20 protein-coding genes are annotated in these 24,868 nt (G+C 73.8%); 5 read left to right on the top strand and 15 right to left on the bottom strand.

What is annotated here, in order from left to right:
* The first annotated feature begins 186 nt into the window (after positions 1-186).
* Positions 187-945, top strand: coding sequence for an SDR family oxidoreductase (locus ACF1DX_RS22200; RefSeq protein WP_391792853.1), 759 nt, complete (start codon positions 187-189; stop codon positions 943-945).
* Between the two features lie 257 nt (positions 946-1,202).
* Here the strand turns inward: ACF1DX_RS22200 and ACF1DX_RS22195 are convergent, their stop codons facing one another.
* Positions 1,203-2,393, bottom strand: coding sequence for an ROK family transcriptional regulator (locus ACF1DX_RS22195; protein WP_391792852.1), 1,191 nt, complete (start codon positions 2,391-2,393; stop codon positions 1,203-1,205).
* A 132-nt stretch (positions 2,394-2,525) separates the two neighbouring features.
* Between ACF1DX_RS22195 and ACF1DX_RS22190 the strand changes: the two genes are divergently transcribed.
* A complete protein-coding gene (locus tag ACF1DX_RS22190; RefSeq protein WP_391792851.1) occupies positions 2,526-3,731 on the top strand; it encodes an MFS transporter in 1,206 nt (401 codons plus the stop codon).
* Here ACF1DX_RS22190 and ACF1DX_RS22185 read toward each other — a convergent pair.
* Positions 3,691-4,149, bottom strand: coding sequence for an acyl-CoA thioesterase (locus ACF1DX_RS22185; RefSeq protein WP_391792850.1), 459 nt, complete (start codon positions 4,147-4,149; stop codon positions 3,691-3,693). The two genes, ACF1DX_RS22190 and ACF1DX_RS22185, sit on opposite strands and share 41 nt — an antisense overlap.
* Before the next feature lie 175 nt (positions 4,150-4,324).
* Here ACF1DX_RS22185 and ACF1DX_RS22180 point away from each other — a divergent pair, with 175 nt between their 5' ends.
* The gene (locus ACF1DX_RS22180; protein ID WP_391792849.1) at positions 4,325-5,728 is read left to right on the top strand and encodes a uracil-xanthine permease family protein; all 1,404 of its coding nucleotides are present in this window, start codon (positions 4,325-4,327) and stop codon (positions 5,726-5,728) included.
* Here ACF1DX_RS22180 and ACF1DX_RS22175 read toward each other — a convergent pair.
* The gene (locus ACF1DX_RS22175) at positions 5,710-6,846 is read right to left on the bottom strand and encodes a glycoside hydrolase family 6 protein (protein ID WP_391792917.1); all 1,137 of its coding nucleotides are present in this window, start codon (positions 6,844-6,846) and stop codon (positions 5,710-5,712) included. The two genes, ACF1DX_RS22180 and ACF1DX_RS22175, sit on opposite strands and share 19 nt — an antisense overlap.
* Positions 6,847-7,019: 173 nt before the next feature.
* Between ACF1DX_RS22175 and ACF1DX_RS22170 the strand changes: the two genes are divergently transcribed.
* Complete coding sequence (locus tag ACF1DX_RS22170; RefSeq protein WP_391792848.1) at positions 7,020-7,706, top strand: DUF5995 family protein; 687 nt, start codon at positions 7,020-7,022, stop codon at positions 7,704-7,706.
* A 21-nt stretch (positions 7,707-7,727) separates the two neighbouring features.
* On the opposite strand, the gene ACF1DX_RS22165 is transcribed toward ACF1DX_RS22170, so the two are convergent.
* From ACF1DX_RS22165 to fmt, 12 genes are all read right to left on the bottom strand, one after another.
* Positions 7,728-9,425 (bottom strand): flavin monoamine oxidase family protein, encoded by a 1,698-nt coding sequence (locus ACF1DX_RS22165; protein WP_391792847.1) that lies wholly within the window; start codon positions 9,423-9,425, stop codon positions 7,728-7,730.
* A gap of 47 nt (positions 9,426-9,472) precedes the next feature.
* On the bottom strand, positions 9,473-10,261 hold the full coding sequence (locus ACF1DX_RS22160) for a carbon-nitrogen hydrolase family protein (RefSeq protein WP_391792846.1): 789 nt from the start codon (positions 10,259-10,261) through the stop codon (positions 9,473-9,475).
* A 518-nt stretch (positions 10,262-10,779) separates the two neighbouring features.
* Complete coding sequence (locus ACF1DX_RS22155; RefSeq protein ID WP_391792845.1) at positions 10,780-11,973, bottom strand: MFS transporter; 1,194 nt, start codon at positions 11,971-11,973, stop codon at positions 10,780-10,782.
* Positions 11,974-12,133: 160 nt separating this feature from the next.
* On the bottom strand, positions 12,134-14,305 hold the full coding sequence (locus tag ACF1DX_RS22150; protein WP_391792844.1) for a bifunctional polysaccharide deacetylase/glycosyltransferase family 2 protein: 2,172 nt from the start codon (positions 14,303-14,305) through the stop codon (positions 12,134-12,136).
* A complete protein-coding gene (locus ACF1DX_RS22145) occupies positions 14,305-15,024 on the bottom strand; it encodes a hypothetical protein (protein ID WP_391792843.1) in 720 nt (239 codons plus the stop codon). Before ACF1DX_RS22145 ends, ACF1DX_RS22150 begins: the two co-directional genes overlap by 1 nt.
* Before the next feature lie 29 nt (positions 15,025-15,053).
* Positions 15,054-15,506 carry an Lrp/AsnC family transcriptional regulator gene (locus ACF1DX_RS22140; protein ID WP_391792842.1) on the bottom strand — a complete coding sequence of 151 codons (453 nt, stop codon included), beginning with the start codon at positions 15,504-15,506 and terminating at the stop codon, positions 15,054-15,056.
* A gap of 10 nt (positions 15,507-15,516) precedes the next feature.
* Positions 15,517-16,995, bottom strand: a complete 1,479-nt coding sequence (locus tag ACF1DX_RS22135) for an amino acid permease (protein WP_391792841.1) — start codon at positions 16,993-16,995, stop codon at positions 15,517-15,519.
* 274 nt (positions 16,996-17,269) lie between these two features.
* Entirely contained in the window at positions 17,270-18,712 is a 1,443-nt protein-coding gene (locus tag ACF1DX_RS22130) for a GuaB1 family IMP dehydrogenase-related protein (RefSeq protein ID WP_391792916.1), read from the bottom strand.
* A 659-nt stretch (positions 18,713-19,371) separates the two neighbouring features.
* Positions 19,372-20,415 carry a sugar-binding transcriptional regulator gene (locus tag ACF1DX_RS22125; RefSeq protein ID WP_391792840.1) on the bottom strand — a complete coding sequence of 348 codons (1,044 nt, stop codon included), beginning with the start codon at positions 20,413-20,415 and terminating at the stop codon, positions 19,372-19,374.
* A 78-nt stretch (positions 20,416-20,493) separates the two neighbouring features.
* Complete coding sequence (gene rpe / locus ACF1DX_RS22120; protein ID WP_391792839.1) at positions 20,494-21,180, bottom strand: ribulose-phosphate 3-epimerase; 687 nt, start codon at positions 21,178-21,180, stop codon at positions 20,494-20,496.
* Between the two features lie 305 nt (positions 21,181-21,485).
* Positions 21,486-22,904, bottom strand: a complete 1,419-nt coding sequence (locus ACF1DX_RS22115; protein WP_391792838.1) for an RsmB/NOP family class I SAM-dependent RNA methyltransferase — start codon at positions 22,902-22,904, stop codon at positions 21,486-21,488.
* Positions 22,905-22,970: 66 nt separating this feature from the next.
* Complete coding sequence (gene fmt / locus ACF1DX_RS22110; RefSeq protein ID WP_391792837.1) at positions 22,971-23,903, bottom strand: methionyl-tRNA formyltransferase; 933 nt, start codon at positions 23,901-23,903, stop codon at positions 22,971-22,973.
* A gap of 333 nt (positions 23,904-24,236) precedes the next feature.
* On the opposite strand from fmt, the gene ACF1DX_RS22105 reads away from it, so the two are divergent.
* Entirely contained in the window at positions 24,237-24,779 is a 543-nt protein-coding gene (locus tag ACF1DX_RS22105) for a hypothetical protein (RefSeq protein ID WP_391792836.1), read from the top strand.
* Positions 24,780-24,868 lie beyond the last annotated feature (89 nt).

Below are 24,868 nucleotides of genomic sequence, written 5' to 3'. Positions count from 1 at the left end.
GACGGCCCTTGCCCGCCGCCGGGCCTCACCACGCGCGGATGCGCCCGGTGCCGGACCCGGAGAAGCTGGACTCCGTACGGGGGGCGGGTCCCCGGACCGATGTCACGTCCGGCGGTGGTCGATCCGTCCCAGCAGACGCGGGGCGCTCCGTCGGGGAGCGCCGGGTGCCCGGAGGGACGGAACAGCATGAGCACGATCCTGGTGACCGGCGGTACCGGAACGCTCGGCCGGCACATCGTCGCGCGGCTGCGGGCGGGCGGACACGAGGTACGGGGGCTCAGCCGGCACGCTCAGCCGTACGCCGTCGATCTGCGCGAAGGCGGGCCGGCGCTGGACGAGGCCGTCACGGGCGTGGACACGATCGTGCACTGCGCGACATCGGCGCGCGGTGGCGACGAGGAGGCCGCGCGGAACCTGATCGCGGCGGCCCGGCGGGCCGGGGTCGGACACCTCGTGTACATCTCGATCGTCGGTGTCGACCGGGTGCCGTTCGGCTACTACACATCCAAGCTGGCCGTGGAGCGGCTGGTCGAGGAGTCGGGGCTGGGCTGGACGGTGCTGCGCGCCACCCAGTTCCACGACCTGGTGTTCACGGTCCTCCAGGTCATGGCCAGGATGCCGGTCCTGCTGCTGCCGGCCCGGGTGAAGGACCAGCCGGTCGACGTCACGGAGGTCGCGGACCGCCTGGCCGAGCTGGCCCAGGGCGCGCCGGCGGGCCGCGTCGACGACATGGGCGGTCCGGAGGTCCGGACGTTCGACTCCCTGGCCCGCGCGTATCTGAAGGCCACGGGCCGCCGCCGCGCGGTGGTGAAGGTCCCGCTGCGCGGCGCGTCCTACGACGCCTTCCGCGCGGGCGGCCACCTCGCCCCGGAGCGAGCGGTCGGCAAGGGCACGTTCGACGAGTACCTGGCGAAGCGGTGTGCGGTGCGCGCCGGCCGCCGGTGAGCGGGACGTCCGCCTCCTGCCCGCCCCTGGAGCGGGCACGCGGGCGGGCCGTCCGCAACCGGACAGGGTGAGCACCGGCCCGGTTGATGACCTCCAACGGCCGGCGGCCGGGCCGTGAGCGGGGGCCGGGCGCTCCGCCGAACGTGCGGTGCGGTGCCGTCGATCGTCCGCGGCGCCGTCGTGGCCGGCCGCGCCCACGCGGCGGTAGCCGCACACCGGTACGGTCCCGCGCCCCTTCAGGGCGCTGCCGGGGCTCCTCAGTGCTCGGGTACGCCGAACAGTTCGTCCTGGGCCCGGTCGCGGGCCGTCAGGAGGGCTCCGCGGAGTACCGCGCCGCCGCCCAGGGTGCTGGGCCGTACGTCGGCGGGCAGGGGGGACAGGGCGGCCAGGCGGTCCCGTACCCGCGCGGCGAGTGTCTCGCCGCCGGCCTGGCCGATCTCGCCGCCCAGGACCACGTGGCCGGGGTCGAGCAGCGCGACCACCGAGGCGACGCCCACCGCGATCCGGTCGGCCAGGGTGTCGAGGAAGCGTGCCTCCGGGGAGGCGGGGCCGGCCGACGCGACGGCCGTCCGTACCGCGCCCGCCGCCGGCGGCTCGATGCCCGTCTCCGCCACGACGCCGTACTCCTCCGCCAGCTCCGCGACCGCCGCCGCCCCCACCAGGGAGTGGTAGCCGCCCCCGCAGTCGGTGGCCGAGGGCAGACCGCGGGTGCCCGGGACCGGGAGGAAGCCGATCTCGCCCGTGCCGCCGGAGGCGCCCCTGCGCAGGGTGCCGTCGAGGATCACGGCGGCGCCGGTGCCGTGGCCCAGCCACAGCAGGACGAAGGTGTCCCGGTCGCGGGCCGCTCCGTCGCGCTGCTCGGCCAGCGCGGCGAGGTTGGTCTCGTTCTCCACGCTGACCCGGGCCTCGGGGAACCGTTCCTGGAGTACGGCGACCAGGCGCCGGTGCCACTCGGGCAGGCCCGTGGAGTCGCGCAGTTCGCCGCTCGCGGGGTCGATCAGCCCGGGGGCGCCGATCCCGACGGTGTGCAGCCGGTCGGCGCCCGCCTCCTTCGCCGTCCGCTCGACCAGCGCGACCGCCTGTTCGACCGCCGGTCCGGTGCCCGTCTCCCCGGTGATGGGCAGGGCGGCCTCGGCCAGCACCTCGCCGACGAGGTCGGACACGACCACGGTGACGCCCTCGGTGCGGACGTCCAGCGCGGCCAGGTGCGCCCGGTCCGCGACGATGCCGTACAGCTTGGCGTTGGGGCCGCGCCGCTGCTCCCCCGCCTCGCCGGCCACCGCGATGAGCCCGGCGGCGGTGAGCCGCTCGACGAGGTCGGCGACGGTCGGCCGGGACAGTCCGGTCAGCTGCTTCAACCGTCCCGCGGTCAGCGGGCCTTCCTGCTGGAGCAGACGCAGGGCGAGCCGGTCGTTGATGGCTCTGGCGGTGCTCGGGGATGCGGCCATGCCGGGATCCTTCCAGATCGGCGGGGCCGGCCGGCGCATGCTCCGTCCCCGGATACCCCATATCTTTCAGGCAGGGTTCCTGATAGTTTACGGCGGCGCATACGGAAACCGACGGCCGGGAGGGGCGGGACGATGAGCGCAGTGGTCCATCAGCAGCGCGACGTGAGGCGGGCGCGGTACGCCGTGGCCGCCGTGTTCGCCGTACACGGCGCCGTCACCGGCTCGTTCGCCACCCGCGTCCCCTGGATCCAGGACCACGCCGGGGTGAGCGCCGGGCAGTTGGGTCTCGCGCTCGCCTTCCCCGCGCTCGGGGCGTCCCTCGCGATGCCGCTCGCGGGAAGCATCAGCCACCGCTTCGGCGCCCGCACGGCGCTGCGCGGCCTGATCGCGCTGTGGACGCTCGCGCTGACCCTGCCGTCGATCGCCCCGAACCTGCTCACCCTCTGCCTGGCCCTGTTCGTCTACGGCGCCACGGCCGGCATGTCCGACGTGGCGATGAACGCGCTGGGCGTGGAGGTGGAGAACCGGCTCGACAAGTCGATCATGTCGGGGCTGCACGGCATGTGGAGCGCCGGCGCCCTGGTCGGCTCGGCGGCCGGCACGCTCGCCGCCCATCTGGGCACGGACGCCCGACTGCACCACGCGCTCGCGGCCGCCGCCTTGACGGTGATGGGCGTGACCGCCTGCACCTGGGTGCTCGACCTGCAGCCCGCCGCGGACGAGGAGCCGCCGCCGCGGTTCGCGCTGCCGCCCCGCTCCGCGCTGCTCATCGGCGCGATCGGCTTCTGCGCGGTGTTCGCCGAGGGCGCGAGCCTGGACTGGTCGGCGGTCTATCTGCGCGACCAACTGGAGACCTCGGCCGGTCTCGCGGCCGCCTGCACCACCGGTTTCACGCTCACCATGGCCCTCGCCCGGATCGCCGGCGACCACGTGGTGGACCGCTACGGCGCCGTGCGCACGGTCCGCGCGAGCGGCGCCGTCGCCCTGCTGGGCGGACTGCTGATCGTGTTCGCCGGGCACCCCGCGGTGGCGATGGGCGGGTTCGCGCTGATGGGGCTCGGCATCGCGGTGGTCGTGCCGCTGTGCTTCGCCGCCGCCGGCCGCAGCGGCTCCAACCCGAGCCTGGCCATCGCGGGCGTCGCGACCATCACCTACACCTCGGGCCTGGTCGCCCCGAGCGCGATCGGCCTGCTGGCCCAGGCGACCAGCCTGATGGTGTCGTTCGTCCTGGTGACGGTGTTGTCGTGCGGCATCGCGGGCTTCGCCGGCGTGCTGCGCGCGGGAGACCGTACGAAGATCACGCGTCCGGAAGCAGCAGTTCCCGAGCCCCGTCCCTGAACGTCTCGCTCCAGGGCGCCGGGCGCAGGGTCGTGGCGTCCAGCCGCACCAGCACCCGGCTGCCCCGCGCGTAGGTCACTTCCCCGTCCTGCGAGCAGAAGCGGAAGCCGTACGTCAGTCCGGTCCTGCCGAGCCGCTCCAGCCACAGGTGGACCGCGTACGTACCGGCGCGGGTCACCGGGGCCTCGTAGCCGATGCGCAGTTCCCGGACCGCGTTGCAGGCGTCGCCGGCCGCCGCCCAGTCGCCGTCGAAGCGGACGCCCTTCTCCTGCCACAGCTCGGTCCACGCCCGCTCGACGAGCAGCGGATAGCGGGCGTTGTGCAGCAGCCCCAGCGCGTCGAGGTCGTCGAAGTGGACGGTCACGGGGATCAGCCGCCCGTGGAGCAGGGCGGGGGCGAGCGGGGCTTCGGCGGTCACGGGCGGGACTCCTGGGACGTACGGGATGAGTGCCGCTTACATCGAACAGCGGCGCGTCCTCATCCTAAGCAGACGCTCAGCCGGGTCGGCCACGCCCGTCCACCTGTCCGAAGCACCGCTGCCCAGCCCGCACAATGGTCCGGACACGCTGCACGTACGACGAAAGCGACAGCCCATGAATCTCGGCGTCCGGTGGAAACTGCACGGCGACGGACGCACCCCGGCCCCCGGCGCGGTGGTCCGCCCCGACGAACGGCTCTCCTGGCCCCGCACGGCCGGACTGGGCGCCCAGCACGTCGTGGCGATGTTCGGCGCCTCCTTCGTCGCGCCGGTGCTCATGGGTCTCGACCCCAACCTCGCGATCATGATGTCGGGCGTCGCGACGATCGTCTTCCTGCTGGCCACGCGCGGCCGGGTGCCCAGCTACCTGGGCTGCTCGCTCTCCTTCGTCGGCGTCGCCGCGGTCATCCGGGCCCAGGGCGGCTCCAGCGCCACCGTCACCGGCGCGGTGTTCGTGGTGGGGGCCGCGCTGTTCCTGGTGGGTCTCGCGGTACGGCGCTTCGGGGCGCGGATCATCCACGCCGCGATGCCGCCGATCGTGACCGGCGCGGTGGTGATGCTGATCGGCTTCAACCTGGCGCCGGTGACCGCCTCCACCTACTGGCCGCAGGACCAGTGGACCGCCCTGTCCGTGATGCTGTTCACCGGGCTCGCCGTGGTCTGCCTGCGCGGCTTCTGGTCCCGCGTCGCGATCTTCCTCGGGCTGGTCTTCGGATACGTCCTGTCCTGGGCGCTCGACCGGATCTTCGGGAAGATCCACTCGGCGGACGCGAGCGGCAAGGTCACCGACCACTGGCGTCTGGACCTGTCCGGCGTGGGCCAGGCCGACTGGATCGGCCTGCCGACCCTGCACGGCCCGTCCTTCGAGTGGTCGGCGATCCTGGTCGCCCTGCCGGTGGTCATCGCGCTGATCGCCGAGAACGCCGGGCACGTCAAGGCGGTCGGCGAGATGACCGGCGACAACCTCGACGACAAGCTCGGCACGGCCATCTCCGCCGACGGCGTCGGCTCCATGCTGTCCACCGCGGTCGGCGGCCCGCCCAACACCACCTACTCCGAGAACATCGGCGTGATGGCCGCGACCCGCGTCTACTCCACGGCCGCCTACTGGGCCGCCGCCGGCTTCGCCCTGCTGTTCGGCGTCTGCCCGAAGTTCGGCGCGGTCGTGGCGGCCGTCCCGGGCGGGGTCCTCGGCGGGATCACCGTCATCCTGTACGGCATGATCGGCCTGCTCGGCGCGCAGATCTGGACCAACGCCAAGGTGGACCTGCGCAATCCGCTGAACCTGGTGCCGGCCGCGGCGGGCATCATCATCGGCGTCGGCAACGTCTCGATGGAGTTCACCGACACCTTCTCGCTCAGCGGCATCGCGCTCGGCACGCTGGTCGTCATCACCGGCTACCACGCGCTGCGCGCCTTCGCGCCCGCCCACCTCAAGACGCAGGAACCGCTGCTCGACGAGGGCACGTCCTCCTACGACACCGACGGCACCGAGGGTGATCAGCGCGCCAAGTCGTAGGCGTACGACGGGGTGAAGGTGCCCGGCGCCCCCTTGCAGCCGTCGGACTCCCCCGGCAGCTTCACCCACAGGTAGGCGTCGATGCCGGCCTCCCCGGTGCTCAGCGTCGGGGTCCGGCCGAGCTTGCGGCCCGCCGGGTCGCACCACGCGCCGTCCGCCGGGGCGCCGTTGCCGTTGCGGCTGGTGTCGATCACCGCGCCGAGGCCCGGCGGTCCGCCGAGGGCGTCGAGCACGGCACGGTCGTAGGCGACCTCGTCGGCGGTGGCGTGGAAGTTGGAGACGTTGCTGAAGACGCCGTCGGAGGAGGCGGCCGAGGCGGCCCCGGCCTGCCGCAGCAGGGCGGCCTGCTCGGCGGGCGCGCGCCAGCCGGAGTGCCCGGCGTCGAAGTAGACCCGCGCCCGGGGGTTGGCGTCCTTCAGCACCCGGCCGGCCCGGGCCAGCGAGGCGAAACGGTCGGCGCGCCGGCCGGCGGAGAGGCACTCGGACTGGGCGATCGCGTCGGGCTCCAGGATCACGATGACCTCTCCGTCGCCCAGTCCGGCGGCGAACCGGTCGATCCAGGCGTCGTAGGCCGCCAGATCGGGCGCCCCGCCCTCGGAGTGCCCGCCGCAGTCGCGGTCGGGGATCGCGTACGGCACGAGGACCGGTGTCCGGCCCCGTGCCGCGCCGCCCGACGTCACGGCACGCACCCGGGAGGTGATCGACTCCGGGGAATGGTCCGCGAACCACACGGCCGCCGGCCGGTCGGCTATCCGGGACTCGATGACCGCGCGGCGCGGGTCGTCGGGGTGGGTCCGCACCCAGTCCAGGACCTGGGAGTCGGGGTGGCGGTAGAGGCGGGTGGACACGGGGGCGGTCCGCCGCTTCTTCCCGGTCCCGGACGCGGACGCCTTCGGGCTCGCCTTCTTCGCCGGACCGGCCGTGGGAGAAGGGGACGTCGTCGCCGACGGGGAGGGCGAAGGCGAGGGCGGGAGCGACGGCACGACGGACAGCGGTTCCAGGCGGGGCGAGGAGGTCACCTCGGGGCGTGCCTCGTCCACGCCGCGTCCGTCGCCGACCGCCGACATCATCCCCGTGACGGTGCCGACCGCGACCACCACGGAGGCCGCCGCGACCATCGTGCCGCGCCGGACGGCACGCCGTCGCTCGGCCCTCCGCGCGGACAGGCGCTGGGCACGCGAGCCTGACACAGTACTGCTCCCCCTCCCCCACGACGGGCGCGTTCCCCCGTTCCGGGGAAGCGCCGGGCCCGCCGCCACTGACGCCACCCTAAAGGTGCGACTCTGCGCTCATGGTGCGATGCGAACAAGTCCTCACCGCCGTGGACGGGGTCGTCTCCCGTATGCGCGCCCTCGACGCGGCCCTGCCCGCGCGGGACGGGGTCGCGGTGTTCAACCGTGTCTACCTCGCCGTCACGGAGGCCGTGGACCGGCGGATCGACGCGGGCCGGTTCCCGGACGCGCGGGCGGCGATCGCGCTGGACGTGCGGTTCGCGGAGCGCTATCTGGCGGCGGTGGACGCGGTGTCGCGGGAGCGGCTGCCACCGGCCTGCTGGCGTCCGCTGTTCCAGTTCCGCCGGCACCCCGGTGTACGTCCGCTGCAGTTCGCCCTCGCGGGCGTCAACGCGCACATCGGCCACGATCTCGCGCTCGCCGTCGTGGACACCTGCCGTACGCTCGCCTGCGAACCCGTCGACCTGGAGGACGAGTTCGACCAGGTGGGCGAACTCCTCCTCTCGATGGAGGACCGGATCCGCGAGGAGCTGACACCGGGTCCCGAACTGCTGCGGATCGCCGACCCGCTGACCCATCTGCTGGGCGCGTGGAGCCTGGAACGCGCCCGGGAAGCGGCCTGGACGGCGGCCCGCGCCCTGTGGGCGCTGCGCGGACTGCCGGACATCGCCGGGGAGTTCACCGAACGCCTGGACACGGCGGTGGGCTTCGCCGGCCGCATGCTGCTCACCCCGCTGCCGGACTGACCCGGCGGCGGGGAGGCGGGCTCAGTCCTCGGGGAGCTCCACCGGGGCGATCTCGTCGTAGAGGTCGCCGGGGCCCGGGTTGGTCGGGTCGGTCTCGCCGCCGAAGTGGTGCATGACGCCCCAGACCGCGTTCAGAGCGGTCTGGACGGCGCCCTCCGCCCAGCCGGCCGTCCAGGAGATGTCGTCGCCGGCGAGGAAGATGCCCCGCTTGTCCTCCGGCAGCGCCTCCTGCATGAAGTGGGTGAACAGGCGGCGCTGGTAACGGTAGTGGCCGGGCAGGTTGGCCTTGAACGCGCCCATGAAGTAGGGCTCGTTCTCCCAGGAGACGGTCACCGGGTTGCCGATGATGTGCTTCCGGATGTCGGCCTTCGGGTAGATCTCGCCGAGCGACTTCAGCATGACCTCCATCCGCTCGTTCGCGGACAGCGGCAGCCACTTCAGGCTGTCGTCGCACCAGGTGTAGGAGAGGCAGATGACGGCGGGCTTGTCCGGGCCGTCGTCGAGGAGGTACGTGCCGCGCGTCATGCGGTCGGTGAGCGTCATCGACATGACGTCCCGGCCGGTCTCCTCGTCCTTGTCCAGCCAGAACGGCCGGTCCACCGGCACGAAGAGCTTGGAGCTCTCCATGTAGTGGGTGCGCTCGATGGCGGTCCAGTGGTCGATCGGGAAGAGCGAGTCGTCGCAGGCGATCTTCGAGAGCAGCATCCAGGACTGGGCGGTGAAGATCGCCGCCCGGTAGGTACGGATGTCCCCGTCGGCGTCCGTCACCGTGATCCGGTTGCCGGCGGTGCGGTTGAGCCGGGTGACCGCCGGGCGGGGCTCGCCGTCCTGGTGCAGGGACTTCAGCGAGGTGCCGTACGGCCAGTGGACGATCTTCTCCGGCTCGCGCTCCCACAGGCGCAGGGGCAGCTGCTGGGAGCCGCCGACGATGCCGCGGTGGTGGTCGTCGGCCTCGGTGTAGACGACACGGAGGATCTCCAGGATGGAGTTGGGGAAGTCGGTGTCCCAGCCGCCGGTGCCGAAGCCGACCTGGCCGAAGATCTCGCGGTGGCGGAAGGACTTGAAGGCCTCGGAGTCGCAGAGGAAACCGTAGAAGGTCTGGTTGTCGAGCTTCTCGACCAGCTTCGCCCAGATCTCCCGGATGCGGGGGACGTCGCGCTCGCGCAGGGCGCGGTTCATGTCGGAGAAGTCGGCGCCCTCTTCGAGGCACCTGCCCCAGGCGTCGGCGACGTCCCGGTAGACCTGGGGCAGGTCGTCGAGGGTCTCGGCGTAGTGCGACTCGCCCTTGAGGTCGACGACGGTGGACGGTGTCGCCTCGGCGAGGGGATTGGGGAAGGGACGGGTCTGCAGTCCGACCAGGTCGATGTAGTGCTGGAGCGCCGTGGAGGACGGCGGGAAACGCATCGCGCCCATCTCGGCGGTCAGGGAGTCGTCGCACCCGTCGAAGCCGACGGTGCGCAGCCGGCCGCCGATCCGGTCCGCCTCGTACACGACCGGCTTGAGGCCCATCTTCATCAGCTCGTACGCGGCGACGATGCCGGACAGGCCGCCGCCGATGACGGCGACCTCGGTGCCGTGCTCGGTCGCCGGTATCTGTCCGAGGCCCGCCGGGTGGGCGAGGAAGTCGTCGTACGCGTACGGGAAGTCCGGGCCGAACATGGTGATCGGCGGCTGCTGCTCGTCGGCGTGCTCGATCGCGTTGGGCACGGTGGACGTCATGGGGTACGGACTCCTTGCACAGGTGAAGCGGAGGTGGGGGCGGGGGCTCAGACGAGGGACCCGTACAGGCCGGGGCGGCGGTCGGTCAGATACGGGTTGTTCTCACGGGACGCGGCGAGGAGGACGGGGTCGGCGTCGGCGACGACGAGTTCCTCGGTGCGGCCGGCCCGGGTGCGGGCGACTCCGTCGGGGGCGGCGAGCGTGGACAGGCCCACGAACTCGAACTCGCCCTCCCGGCCGACCCTGTTGACGTACGCGATGTACATCTGGTTCTCGAACGCCCGCACCGGTACGACGGACTCGGCGACGAACTGGAACGGGTGCAACTGTGCCGTGGGCACCAGGAGGAGGTCGGTGCCGGCCAGCGCGTGGGCGCGCACGTTCTCCGGGAACTCGACGTCGTAGCAGATCATCAGGCCGATGGTGAGGCCGTCGAGCTCGGCCTGCACGACGGTTCGCTCTCCCGGGGTGAAGTGGTCCCGCTCGAAGCAGCCGTAGAGGTGGGTCTTGCGGTAGTTCGCGAGACGGGTGCCGACGGCGGAGATCAGCTGTACGGAGTTGAAGACGCGCTCGCCGTCCCGCTCGGGGTAGCCGTAGGCGATCGCGAGGCCGTGCCGGGTGGCGGTCTCCGCGATCGCGTCTGCCGCGTCGCCGTCGGCGGGCTCGGCGAGCCGGCCGAGGTCGTCACCGATCGCGTACCCCGTGAGGAACAGCTCCGAGGTGACGAGCAGCCCGGCGCCCGCGGCGGCGGCACGGGCGGCCGCCTCGTCGAGGACCTTGAGGTTCTCGGCGACGGATCCGGGGCGGCCGGAGCTCTGGAGCAGGGCGGTGCGCATGCGTGTTCCTCACCGGTACGCGGGGGTTTCGGGGGGTCGGATAGACGGTACGGGCGGGCGGCTCGGGGGGACAAGGCGGAGCCGTTGCGCGTCGGTGAGGGGTTTGTTGCGTGCGGGGTGGGGGTGGCGGCGATTCGTTGTGCGGCGCTTGTCGCTTCCGCGATGGGCGGTGGGTTCGCGTGGCCGGGTGCCGTGTGGGGTGCGTGACCCGGTGCCGTATGGGTGCCCCATGTTGTGTGGGCCGGGGGTGGGGTTGCGCGGCCCGGCGCTTGCGGGGTGCCGTCGCGCCCACCCGTGCCGCCCCAGCGGCACGACTGCCCGCGGGAACGGCGGGGCGGCGTCACGACTGCCCGCGGTGGGTGGGCGCAGCCGCCTGCGGCGGGAAGGGGACGGGGCGGGGGTGGTCGCCCGCAGTGGCCGGCGTGTCCGCGCCCCGCACCCCCTCCAAGTGACGTGATCCGCGCCGGTCCGAGGACGGACACCCCCGACCCACCCACCGTGAGCGCTACGGCGGGTCCTCACTCGCGGCGTGCCCTGACGGCCCCGGTGAACAGCATGGCCGCCGTCGCCAGGTAGGGCACCGCGAACACCGCGAAAGCGGTGCTGTGGGCGCCGCCCGAGGCGATCAGCGCGTAGCCGCCGTAGACCGCCACCGTCGCCAGTTCCGTGCCCAGGCCCGCCACCGAGGTGAGGGTGGCCCGGCCGGTGTCCTCGATGCGCCGCTGGAGACGGGCGTCGGCCAGCACCGTCGCCGCCTGGAAGCCGCCGAAGGCGAGGGCGACGAGCCCCAGCCCCCAGGGGGTGCCGTCGGCCGCGCCGGCGGCCAGGGCGAGACCGGAGCCGGCCAGCAGCGCGGCGAGTCCGGCCGTGCCGAGCCGCTCGCCCTCACCGGCCAGCAGGCTTCCGGCGGTGGCGCCGGCCCAGATCAGCAGGAGCAGGTAGGGGACGGTCCCGTCGGCGGCCCCGGTCTCCCGCACCAGCAGGGGCGTGTACTCGTCGAGGGCGCCCCATACCGCGCCGACGGCCGGGACGAGCAGCAGCGCCCCGCGTACCGACCGGTCGGCGCGGGCCCCGGCGAGCCCGGCGCGCAGGGTCGCCGTCCGGCTCCCGTGCCCGGTCTTCGGCGAGCGGTGCTCGGGGAACCGGAGCGCCGTGGCCGCCGCCAGCAGGCACACCAGCACACTGGCGGCCCCGACGGCGGTGTGGCCGCCCCGGGTGAGCACGGGGCCGGCGAGCCCCATCGCCGCCATCACCGCGACCAGCCCGGCCGCACGGGCCCGGCCCATGATCCGGGCGTAGCGGCCGGCCGCGTCGAGCCGTTCCAGCTCGTCGTAGACCAGCGCCTCCAGCGCACCGGAGCCGAGCGCCCCGCCGGCGCCCCACAGCACGAAGCCGAGGGCGAAGGCGCCGTACGACGGGACGAGCACCCACAGGGCGAAGCCGGCGGCGGTGAGCAGCGGGCCGAGCCACAGCAGCAGCCGGCGCGAGACGGCGTCGGCCCAGACACCGGAGGGGACCTCCAGCAGCACACCGGTCACCGACCAGAGGGCGAACAGGGAGGAGATCTGCCCGACGGACAGGCCGGTGTCGCTGAACAGCAGCGCGTACACCGGGTAGAGCAGGACGAAGTCTTCGAGGAACGCGTAGCCGTACAGCGTGGTCGTCAGCCGTCGCACGCGGACGTCGGTGGCACGCGTGGGCGTGAGAGTCATGAGGCCTTCCCGTAGGGGCGGTTCGGACACCGGACGTGGAGGACGTACGGCGGCCGAGGCGGCCCTCGGGAGGCGCGGCCGGTGGATCAATGTCGCCAGGTCATGACCCTCATGCTAGACCGGCCGTGAGGGGTCCCGCCCGGTGTTTCCCCGCCCCGGCTCACCGCTCCCGGGCGGGGAGCCGGGGCGGCAGCACGACGTCGCCGCTGCGCTTGAGGCGTTGCCAGGGCAGCCGGTACCCGTTGGCCGCGGTGAGGCAGGCCTGGACGAGCACCAGGTACATGAGCTGGCGGTAGACGATCTGCTGCAGCGGGAGCGTCCACAGCGGCCGGAGGCTCTCACCGTCGAGGCGGAAGGCGTAGGCCGCGCAGAGGGTCTGCACGGCCAGCACACCGGTCCACGCCAGCATCGTGCGGAGCGGGTTCCCGAAGACCAGGCCGTAGACGGTCAGCAGGTCGATCAGCGGGGCGAGGAGCGGGGTGAGGATCTGGAAGACGGCCAGCAGGGGCAGCCCGAGGCGGCCGAAGTGTCCCGCGTGGCCGCGCTCGACCAGCGCGTGCCGGTGCTTCCACGCGGCCTGCAGGGTGCCGTAGCTCCATCGGTAGCGCTGGCGCCACAGTTGCCGCAGGGTGGCCGGCGCCTCGGTCCAGGCGAGCGCGTCCTCGGTGTAGCGGACCTCCCACCCGGCCCGGTGCAGGGCCATGGTGATGTCGGTGTCCTCGGCGAGGGTGTCGCCGCTCATCATCCCGGCGTCCCGCAGGGCCGTGACGCGAAAGGCCCCGACGGCGCCGGGGACGGTCGGCATGCAGTGCAGCAGGTCGTAGGTGCGGCGGTCCAGGTTGAAGCCCATCACGTACTCGATGTGCTGCCAACGGCCCAGCAGGCCCCGGCGGTTGCCCACCTTGGCGTTGCCTGCGGTGGCGCCGACGGCCGGGTCGGCGAACGGCTGGACGAGGCGGTGGACGGTCGAGGGGGCGAAGACCGTGTCGGCGTCGAGCATGACGACGAGGTCGTGGGAGGCCCGCCGGACGCCGGCGTCGAGGGCCGACGCCTTTCCGCCGTTCGGCCGGCGGAGCACCGTGGTCCCCGGGAGGCCGAGTGACTCGGCGACGTCGGCGGTGCCGTCGTCGGAACCGTCGTCCACGACGATGATCTCCACGGGGTGATCGCTCGCGGCGAGCGAGCGGAGCGTCTTGGCGATGCACAGTCTCTCGTTGTACGCGGGGACGACGACGCTGACGGGCCGGGTGACGGGCCGGCCGGCGCCGGGGGGCGGGCGCCGGTGGACGTGATGGTGGGCGAGGACCAGCATCAGCGCGCACCGTGCGAGGACGAGCGCCCCGGCGACCAGCAGCAGCACGCCCACGACCGACACCGCCGTGTCGGACACGGCCACGGCGGCCACGAACACCCGGCCCTTCCACAGGGTTCCCGTGTCGACGGGGCTGGTGAGACCGTCGGTGCCGACGAGGCCGGCGATCGTGGTGAAGCGGTAGCCCTGGGCCTGGAGCCGGGGGATCAGGATGTCCAGCGCCCGGACGGTCTGCGACCGGTCCCCGCCCGAGTCGTGCAGGAGGACGACCGCTCCCCGGCCCGGCACGTCCGGTGTGGCCGCGTCGGCGATCGCCCGCACGCCCGGCCGTCGCCAGTCCCTGGTGTCCCGGTCGACGAACGCCAGCACGTAGCCCTTCCCGCCCAGGTGCCGGGCGACGGACCAGGCCGGTCCGTCCAGGGCCGTGGTGGTCGAGGAGTAGGGCATCCGCAGCAGCGAGCTGTTGACGCCCCCGGCTCCGGCGAGGGCGAGCTGGGTCAGCGCCAGCTCGCGGTCGGTCTCGGCGGCGGACAGGGTGGCCAGGTCCCGGTGGGAGAAGGTGTGCACCCCGATCTCGTGACCGGAGCGGATCAGATCCCGCAGGATTCCGGGGTGGCGCACGGCCTGCCGGCCGGTGACGAAGAAGGTGCCGGGCGCGCCGTGGCGGTCGAGAACGGCCCGGATCCGGGGTGTCCAGACGGGGTCGGGACCGTCGTCGAAGGTCAGGACCACCGTTCTGTCCGGTGCCCGGTAGGTGCGCGGGGGGTCCTGGGTGGTGTCGACGACCGGGCCGCCGCCGGTGACCTCCCGGGGGACGCCGGTGGCCGGTTTCCCGGCGCGTCCCTCCTGGTCCCCGGGGAAGCCCCGGGTCGTGTATCCCTCGACCAGGAGCACCGAGACGACGAAGGCCAGCAGGACGAGTGGGACGACGACGCGGAAGCGGTGCCGGGACGGCAGGGGCGCCCGGGTCCGCCGCGGCCCGGGTGTCACCGGCGGGGGACGGACCGGCCGGCGGCGCATCAGGGGGTCCCGGTCACGGGCGCGTCACCGTCCGGGGCGTCGGAGGGTGCCTGCGGCGGCTCGGACGGACCGGGGGGCGGGGTGGGCGGGGGCGTCTTCGGCGGGGGCTCCGAAGCGGGCGGCTCGTCCGTCCCCGGGGGCGGACCGTCCGGGGGCGGTTCAGGGGCGGGCTCGCTTCCGGTGCCGGGACCGGGTGCGGACGGATCGTCGGGAGCGGGGACGGGGGCGTCGGGCTCCTGCGGTGCCGGAGGAACGCCGGTCGTGGGGGAAACCGGTTCGGCCGGGACCGGGGGCACCGGTCCACCGGGGACGAGCGGGGCCGCGGGGGCGAGGAGCGGACCGCCGGGCGGTGTGAACAGGGGAACCGGCGGGGAGCCCGGGCCCACCGCCGTGCCGGCGCCGCCGAAGTCGCTCCGCCCCGGGTCGGGCACACCGCCGGGCGGCCGGGGTCCGTCGTCCGGTTCCCCTTCCCGGTCCGGCGCCGACGGGGCCGTGGCCTCTCCGGGCAGGGGCGGCAGCAGGACGCCCGGGGCGAACGGGGTCGCCCCCATGAGGCTCAGTACCAGCACCATCAGGTACGCGGCCGCCAGCCCGGCCACGCCGTATCCGGTGCGCCGGAGCATCCGCGCGCGCCTGCCGGTGGAGTCGACGAACACGGGGAAGCACGGATCAGCCGGGGAGACGGTCCGCATATATCCGGAATCATCCTGACTCCGCATGGAGTCAGCGTACGCCGGAACGGGCCTCCCTACGCGGGCGATCCCGACGAGAACCGGCGCAGCAGCGGGGACAGCACCAGCACGGACTTCGTCCGCTCGACGAACGGTTCCCCCGCGATGCGTTCCAGGACCCGCTCGAAATGGCGCATGTCGGAGGCGAAGACCTGGGCGACCGCGTCCGCGTCACCGGTCACGGTGGAGGCGGCCACGACCTCCTGGTAGCGCTCCAGGCCCCGCCGGATGGTCTCCGGGGAGGTGTTGCTGCGGCAGTAGATCTCGACGAACCCCTCCGTCTCCCAGCCGAGGGCGGCCGGGTCCACCCGTACGGTGAACCCGGTGATGGCCCCGGTGGCGCGCAGCCGGTCCACGCGCCGTTTCACGGCGGGCGCGGACAGGCCGACGAGCTGGCCGATGTCCGCGTAGGAGCGGCGGGCGTCCTCGGCGAGGGCGTGCACGATGCGTTCGTCGAGATCGTTCAGCACTGCGGGTGGTTCACTTCGCTTCTGGTGCGGCGGGGGCGGCGAGCCGGGAGCGGCGGTGGCCGTACAGGAAGTAGAACACGAGCCCGGCGGCCATCCAGACACCGAAGACCACCCAGGTGATCGTGGACAGGCTGCCCATCATCCACAGGCAGAACACGAAGCCGAGGGCCGGCATGAGCGGGGACAGCGGCACGCGGAAGGTACGGGGCATCTCCGGACGCGTCCGGCGCAGCACCACGACGGCGACGTTGACCAGCGCGAAGGCGAACAGGGTGCCGATGCTGGTGGCGTCGGCGAGCTGGCCGAGCGGGATCGCGGCGGCCAGCACGCCGCAGAAGAGGGAGACGATCAGGGTGTTGGCGCGGGGGGTGCCGGTCTTCGGGCTGACCTTGCCGAACACCTTGGGCACCAGTCCGTCCCGGGCCATGGCGAACAGGATGCGGGTCTGGCCGTAGAGCACGGTCAGGACGACGCTCGCGATGGCGATGACGGCGCAGAACGCCAGCAGGGTGCCCCAGAAGCTCTGGCCGGTGACCTCGCGCATGATCTGGGCGAGCGTGGCCTCGGAGTCGGTGAACTGCCGCCAGGGCTTGGCGCCCACGGCGACGGCGGCGACCAGGACGTACAGCGCGGTGATGATGGCGAGCGACAGCAGGATCGCGCGGGGCAGGTCGCGCTGGGCGTTCTTCGCCTCTTCGCCGGCGGTGGAGGCGGCGTCGAAGCCGATGTACGAGAAGAAGAGCGTCGCCCCGGCGGCGCTGACGCCGGCCATGCCGAGCGGCATGAAGTTCTCGTAGTTGCCGGAGCGGAAGCCCTGGACGCCGATGGCGCAGAACAGCACCAGCGCGCCGATCTTCACGACGACCATGATCGTGTTGGCGCGGGCGGACTCGCGGGCGCCGCCCATCAGGAACGCCATGGCGAGCAGGACGACGATCAGCGCGGGCAGGTTGAAGACGCCGCCGTCGCCGGGCGGGGCGGAGAGCGCGGCCGGGATGGTGACGCCGATGGTGCCGTCGAGGAGTTCGTTGAGGTACTCGCCCCAGCCGACGGCGACGGCGGCGACCGAGACCCCGTACTCCAGCATGAGGCACCAGCCGCAGACCCAGGCGACCAGCTCGCCCATCGTTGCGTACGCATACGAGTAGGAGGAGCCGGAGACCGGGATGGTGCCCGCCAGTTCGGCGTAGGAGAGGGCGGAGAAGAGGGCCGTCAGACCGGCGATGACGAAGGAGAGCGTGACGGCCGGGCCGGCCTTGGGGACGGCCTCGCCGAGGACGACGAAGATGCCGGTGCCGAGGGTGGCACCGATGCTGATCATGGTCAGCTGCCACAGCCCGAGGGACCGCCGCAGGGAGCCGCCCTCACCCTGGCCACCCTCCGCGACCAGGTGTTCCACGGGCTTGCGGCGCATCAGGCGCGCGACGGGGCCAGGGGACGGCGGGGCGGCGGGGCGGCCGTTGTGCGGGGGTGCGCCTTGGTCGAGCACGCGCTGACTCCTTTGTCGCTGCCGGTCTTCCGCGGCAGGGGACCGACGGCGTCCCGCGACAGCCGGGACCCGTCGAGCGGAGTCCCCGCCACACACGTACAGCGCGTAACCCTACGAGGTTCTTCGTTGCTCCTGAAATGCAGCAACCTTGCGCACCCCCGCAAGATCATTGCGTTGCCGACGGGGACGCGGATGTTCGTTGCGCGGGGGCTTTCGACCGTTGCGCACCGGCCCCCGCCGGTCCCGGGGCGGGGTCGGCGGGGGTGAGGGGCCGTCAGCTCCAGCTGGCGTGCAGCGGCTTTCCCTCGGCGTAGCCGGCGGCGCTCTGGACGCCGACGACGGCCTTCTCGGCGAACTCCTCGAGCGATCCGGCCCCGGCGTAGGTGCAGGAGGAGCGGACGCCCGCGATGATCGAGTCGATCAGGTCCTCGACACCGGGCCGGGTGGGATCGAGGAACATGCGGGAGGTGGAGATGCCCTCCTCGAACAGCGCCTTGCGGGCGCGGTCGTACGCCGACTCCTCGGAGGTGCGGTTGCGCACGGCGCGCGCGGAGGCCATGCCGAAGGACTCCTTGTAGGGGCGGCCGTCCGCGTCGTGCTGGAGGTCGCCCGGGGACTCGTAGGTCCCGGCGAACCAGGAGCCGATCATCACGTTGGACGCGCCGGCGGCGAGCGCCATCGCCACGTCGCGCGGGTGGCGGACACCGCCGTCGGCCCACACGTGCTTGCCGTACTTCCTCGCCTCGGCGGCGCACTCCAGGACGGCGGAGAACTGCGGCCGGCCGACGCCGGTCATCATGCGGGTGGTGCACATGGCGCCGGGGCCCACGCCGACCTTGACGATGTCGGCGCCGGCCTCGATCAGGTCGCGGACGCCCGCGGCGGCGACGACGTTGCCGGCGACGATCGGCACCCGCGGGTCGAGGTCGCGGACCAGCTTCAGCGCGCCGATCATCGACTCCTGGTGCCCGTGCGCGGTGTCGATGACGAGCGTGTCGACGCCGGCGTCCAGCAGTTGCCGGGCCTTGCCGGCCACGTCGCCGTTGATGCCGACGGCGGCGGCTATGCGGAGCCTGCCCCGCTCGTCGGTGGCCGGGGTGTACAGGGTGGCGCGCAGGGCGCCCTTGCGGGTCAGGATGCCCGCCAGGCGGCCGTCCTTGTCCACGGCGGGGGCGTAGCGCCGGTTGGCTCCGTCGAGGGTGTTGAAGGCCTCGCGCGGGTCCGTGTCCGCGTCGATGAGGATCAGGTCCTTGGACATGACCTCTTCGAGCTGGGTGAAGCGGTCCACGCCGGACAGGTCGGTGTCGGTGACCACGCCGACCGGCTTGTGGTCCTCGTCGACGACGACACCGGCGTTGTGCGCGCGCTTGGGCAGCAGGGCGAGCGCGTCGGCGACGGTCTGGTGCGGGGCCAGCACGATCGGGGTGTCCAGGACGAGGTGGCGGCCCTTGACCCAGGAGACGACCTCGGTGACGACCTCGATCGGGATGTCCTGCGGGATGACGACGAGTCCGCCGCGCCGGGCCACCGTCTCGGCCATGCGGCGGCCCGCGATGGCGGTCATGTTCGCGACGACCAGCGGGATGGTGGTGCCGGTGCCGTCCGGCGAGCTGAGGTCCACGCTCTGCCGCGAGCCGACCGCGGAGCGGCTGGGCACCATGAAGACGTCGTCGTACGTCAGGTCGTACGCGGGCTGGATGTCGTTGAGGAAACGCACGTGCTGCACATCCCAGTCGATCAGAGGTGGCCCCCGGACAGGTCAGCCAGGGGGAAGAGCACGTACTTCATTGTCCCATGGCGACCGGAACCCCCGCCCCGGGCAGATCGTCCAGGCTGGTCAGAGCCCTGCTCGGAGGATCCTCCAAGGGCCGGGGCACGGTGGGCGACGGCGTTCGGTACGCCGCTCCGGCGGACGCGTCCCGCACGGCCGCCCGCTCCGCGGGACGCGGCCGCCGCGTACGCCCGCCGGCCGCGTACGACGATCAGCGGCGCCCGCTCCACGGCTCCCCCGGGCCGGACGGTGCGATCGGAGAGGGAGTCGGCGGGGCGTCCCGGTCGCGGCCGAACCAGTCGGTGGGAGCAACCGCGTCCGTACCGGGGCCGCGAGCCCCCGAAGTCGCCGGAGACGGCGCCGTCCCGGTCGTACGGGACGCCCGCGTCGATGAGCTCCGGGGTGCGGCACCCCTCGGCGGGCGGGCCGGCCGGCCGCCCGGACGGTGCCCGTGCCGCCGGCCCACGCGGGCGCCGGCCCGTCGTCACCGGCGGACGAGCGGCCGGCCGGCGGAGCGAGCGGGCAGCGGGCGGGACACGGGAGCAGTGCCTGTCGCGCGGCACCGTGCGGCCGGTGCCGCCGGGCCCGCCCCGCCTCACCCGTCGTCAGGCGCCGTCCGGGTCCGCGCGGTTGAGGGCGGACCGCGGGGTGGGCCCCGCCGTCATCAGGTAGTCCGCGGCCGACGTGTCCGTCACCAGGCTGGTGACCAGACCGGAGCGCAGTACGGCGTCGATCGCGGGCCCCTTGCGCTGTCCGCCCGCGATCGCGACGACCTCGGGCACCCGGCGCAGCTGGTCGGTCTTGACCGTGATGCACCGCTCCCCCAGGTCCCGGCCGACCCGGCGCCCCTCCGCGTCGAAGAGGTGCGCGGACATCTCCGCGGCGACCCCGAGGGAGGCGTAGTGCGCCCGCTCCTCGTCGCTGAGCATGTCGTGCACCGTGGAGATGCCCGGCTCCCAGGAGCCGATGGAGACGCAGGCGACGGTGACCTTGTCGAAGTACTCGAAGGCCCGCGCGATGCCGGTCTGGTGGCGCAGCGCCTGGGCGGTGGCCGCGTCCGGCAGCAGCATCGGCGCGTAGATGGGGTGGGCGTCGCCGCCCGACACCTGCGCGGCGCGCCGCACGGCCTCCACCGAGCCGCGCTCGGCGGTCCCGGCGTCGTACACACCCGTGAGCTGCACGACCGTGCAGGGCGGCAGCCGGTCCAGGGCCGCCGCCATGTGAATGGTGGAGCGGCCCCAGGCCAGGCCCAGCACATCTCCTTCGTTGACCAGCTCGCCGAGCAGGTCGGCGGCCACCTCTCCCAGGTTCTCGGGGTCGGGCGTCTCCGCGGCCTCGGCCGGGGACTCGACCACGACGGCGTGCCTCAGGCCGTACCGGGCGCGGAGCGCGTCGGAGCGCTCCGCGTCCAGCTCGGCCGGCACGCGGATCTCGATCCGTACGAGATCCCGTTCGAGGGCGGTCTCCAGGACCCGGGCCACCTTGAAGCGGCTGACGCCGAACTCCTCGGCGATCTGGATCTTGGATTTGCCCTCGAGGTAGAAGCGGCGGGCCATGGCCGCCGCCTGCACCAGCTCAGCGGGTCCCATCCGCATGGCTGACCGGCCCGCCGACATACCCGACACGGCGATCTCCTCACTGCTGTTCACACTCTGGATTCGCCGTTCATCCTTGCAGATCCGGCGCGGTCGATCAGCCCTCCCGGGCGCCGTTCATGTTCCTGACGCTCAGTGGTCGCATGCCCACGACGCCTTGGCCGTCGCGGCCTCGGCCTGGTTGCGCAGTGCACGTACCGCCTCGGCCGGGTCCGCCGCCCCGTACACGGCGGAACCCGCGACGAAGACGTCGGCGCCGGCGTCGGCGCACCGCTCGATGGTGGACGCCGAGACCCCGCCGTCGACCTGGAGCCAGAGCTCCAGACCGTGCTTGCGGATCAGCTCGCGGGTACGGCGGATCTTCGGAAGCATGATGTCGAGGAACGCCTGCCCGCCGAAGCCGGGCTCGACCGTCATGATCAGCAGCATGTCGAGCTCGGGGAGCAGATCCTCGTACGGCTCGATGGGGGTCGCCGGCCTCAGCGCCATGGAGGCACGGGCGCCCTTGGCGCGGATCTCCCGGGCGAGCCGCACGGGCGCGGTGGCCGCCTCCACGTGGAAGGTGACCGAACCGGCCCCCGCCTCCACGTACTGGGGCGCCCATCGGTCGGGGGCCTCGATCATCAGATGGCAGTCCAGCGGGGTGTCCGTCGCACGGGCGAGCGACTCCACGACCGGCACGCCGAGCGTGAGGTTCGGGACGAAGTGGTTGTCCATGACGTCGACGTGGAGCCAGTCGGCGTCGGCCACCGCCTTCGCCTCGTCGGCGAGGCGGGCGAAGTCGGCGGACAGGATGCTGGGACTGATCTGCGGGGCCATGCACCAAGCGTGCCATGTCCCGCGGGCGTTGCCCGCACCGGTCCCGCGCGGGCCGGCCGTGCTCGCCCCCGGCGCGACCGCCGTACCGGGCGTGCCGGTGCCGCCGGCCGCCGGGACGAACTCGCCCGATCCCACCGACCGCCGGGACGAACCCCGCCCGGTGCCCCGGCCCGGTCGCCGCGACCGGCGCCGCGGCCGTCCCGGGCGCCCTCCTGGACGCCTTCGTCGTGCGGTCGGTGCCGGCGACGTCCCTGTCCCCTGTTCCCGGACGTGGGCCCGCAGGCGTGGCGGCCGGGAGGCGGGCGTCAGCCGGTGCGTCGGATGAGGGCCAGGTACATCGCGTCGGTGCCGTGCAGATGCGGCCACAGCTGTACGTCGGGGCCCTCGCCGAGATCCGGTACGCCGGGCAGCAGCGGCCGGGCGTCGATCAGGTCGGTGTCCGGGAACTGCTTGAGGAGGTCGGCGACCACGGCCCGGGTCTCGGCCAGGTGCGGGGAGCAGGTGGCGTAGCCGACGACACCGCCGACCCGTACGGACTCCAGGGCGGTGCGCAGCAGCCCGCGCTGGAGGGGGGCGAAGCCGTCCAGGTCCTCCGGGCGGCGGCGCCAGCGCGCCTCGGGGCGGCGGCGCAGGGCGCCGAGGCCGGTGCACGGCACGTCGACCAGCACCCGGTCGAAGCTGCCGGGCCGCCACGGCGGACGCGTCCCGTCGGCGGCGACGACCTGGTACGGCCCCGGGTTCCCGGCGAGCGCCTTCGCCACCAGACCGGCCCGGTGCGGCTGCTTCTCGGAGGCCAGCAGCACCGCACCCCGCTCGGCGGCGAGCGCGCCCAGCAGCGCGGCCTTCCCGCCCGGTCCGGCGCACCCGTCCAGCCACATCCGGTCGGGCCCCTCAAGGGGCGCGTCGGCGAGCGCGAGCGCGACGAGCTGGCTGCCCTCGTCCTGCACGCCGGCCCGGCCCTGGGCGACCGCCGGGACGGCGCCCGGCTCCCCGCCCTCGGTGAGCCGCACCGCGTACGGCGACCAGCGGCCGACGACGGCGGCCTCCTCGTCGAGCAGTTCGGTGGTGGTCGCCCGCCCGGGACGGGCGACCAGGGTCACCTCGGGCCGCTCGTTGTCGGCCCGCAACAGCTCCTCGATGCCGGCCCGGCCGCCGCCGAGGGAGTCCCACAGCGCGGAGACGACCCAGCGGGGGTGCGAGTGCACGACGGCGAGGTGGTCCTCGGGGTCCTCGTCGTAGGGCGGCGCGACCCGCTCCAGCCAGCCGTCGAGGTCGTCCTGAGCGATCTTGCGCAGCACGGCGTTGACGAACTTGGCGCGACCGTCGCCGAGCACCACCCGGGCCAGTTCGACCGTGGCGGACACGGCGGCGTGCGTCGGGATGCGCGTGCCCAGCAACTGGTGCGCGCCGAGGTTCAGCACGTCCAGCACCGGCGGGTCCACCTCGCGCAGCGGCCGGTCGACACAGGCGGCGACGACCGCGTCGTACGTCCCCTGGCGGCGCAGCGTGCCGTACACCAGCTCGGTGGCCAGCGCCGCGTCGCGCGCGTCGAAGTCGCCGTTCTCGCGCGCCTTGCGCAGCAGCGGGGGCAGGACGAGGTTGGCGTACGCGTCCCGCTCGTCGACGGCCCGCAGGGCCTCGAAGGCGAGGATGCGGACGGGGTCCTTCTGGGGCCGGCGGTAGGGCTTGGCGGGCCTGCGGGGCCGACGGGGCTGGTCGCTCACGAAAAAGGTGCTCCGGATGTGGGGTGAAGTGCGCTCTCCAGCCTACGTCGTGGAGATCCGGGGGCGTCAGGCGCCGACGGTCTCCCCGGCGGCGATCCGCACCCCGCGTGCCCAGTCCGCCGCCCGCATCGGCTTCTTGCCCTGGGGCTGCACCCACAGCAGCTCCACGGCGTACGAGCCGGTGCCCACGTACACGTTGTTCTTGCCGGCGGACAGCTGCCCGGGCGCGAGGTCGGTCAGGTCCGGCACGGGGGCGGCCTGGACGATCTTCAGCCGCTCGCCCCGGAAGGTGGTCCAGGCGCCGGGCGCGGGGGTGCAGCCGCGCACCACCCGGTCGACGCGCAGCGCCGGGGTGTTCCAGTCGACGCGGGCGTCCTCGACGGTGACCTTGGGGGCGAGGCTGACACCGTCGGCGGGCTGCGGTACGGCCTTCAGGGTGCCGTCCTCGATGCCGTCCATGGTGGCGGCGAGCAGCCCGGCGCCGGCGAAGGCGAGCCGGGTGAGCAGGTCGCCGCTGGTGTCGGTGGGGCGGATCTCCTCCGTGATGGTGCCGTAGACGGGGCCGGAGTCGAGGCCCTCCTCGATGAGGAAGGTGGCGGCGCCGGTGATCTCGTCGCCGGCCATGACGGCGTGCTGCACGGGTGCGGCGCCGCGCCAGGCGGGCAGCAGCGAGAAGTGCAGGTTGACCCAGCCCCGGGCGGGGATGTCGAGGGCGGCCCTGGGCAGGAGGGCGCCGTAGGCGACGACGGGGCAGCAGTCCGGCGCGATCTCCTCGAGCCGCTCCAGGAACTCGGGGTCCCCGGGCTTCACCGGCTTCAGCACCTCGATCCCGGCCTCCTCCGCCCGCTCGGCGACGGGGGAGGCGACCAGCCTGCGCCCCCGCCCGGCGGGCGCGTCGGGCCGCGTGACGACGGCGGCCACCTCGTGCCGCCCGGAGGCGAGAAGAGCGTCCAGTGCGGGAACGGCGACCTCGGGGGTACCGGCGAAGACGAGCTTCATGGGGTGCTTGGGGCCTCTCGGGCGGGGACGGACACGGCAGCGCACCAGTCTATGGGGCGCGCGTCACGGGGACGTACGAAGGGAAAGCCGCCGACGGCGACGCGGCCCCACGGAAAACGTCCGCCTCTCGGCCCACCGGAAACGGGGGGTGCGCGGACGGGAGCCCCGCCGATGCCGGAGGCCGAGGCGCACACCTCCACCGGGGGCGTACGCATATGCCGCCACGCCCCCACCCCGTGACCCGCGGAGCGCTCCCGCGTTGGTCAGCGAAGAGTTGACCACGGGCCCCGACACGGGCTCGATTCCTTTCACGCCGGTTCGAGAGGCTTGTTCATGGCCGACCACGCAACCCACGACGCCCAGGCTCGGGCCAGCCTGCACTTGCTGGTGCGGGACATCGAGCGGGTCCGCCGGCAGGTGGACGCGTTGCGCACGCTCACCGCCCAGTTGGGCAACGTCTACCGCCCGCGCCGCTCCGGGCCCTCCACGGGCTTCGTCGTCTACGGACGCGCCCCCGCCCCCACGGTCCGTCTCGCCCAGGAGCTGCGGGACAGTGTCGAGACCCTGGTCACGGCGGCCGTGGACTTCGACCGTTCCCTGGGCTTCTCGTGGGACGCCGTGGGCTCGGCGCTCGGGGTCACCAAGCAGGCGGTCCACCGCCGCTACGGCGCCCGCCGTGCCGCCGCCCAGGCGCCGGCGGCCGGCGAGGCCGCCGCGGAGGCGCCGGGCACGCGCGCGGTGAACACGGTCGCCGGCGTCGCCACGGTACCGACGGGCCCCGCGGCCCACTCCATGCCGACCCAGCCCACGGCCGGCAGTCCGTCCCTCCGCGACGAGCCGCGCTCGACGGCCTTACCCTCCCCCCGCAACGGCTGAGCCCCCGCTCGCCGCACCGCACCCCGCCCTCCCGGACGCCCCGCCCCCGGGAGGGCGCGGCACACCCCGGCGGGGTTCCGCCGGTGTCC

The organism is Streptomyces sp. NPDC014676 (assembly GCF_043084105.1).
Lineage (GTDB): Bacteria > Actinomycetota > Actinomycetes > Streptomycetales > Streptomycetaceae > Streptomyces.
This window is presented reverse-complemented; position numbering and strand designations above follow the sequence as displayed.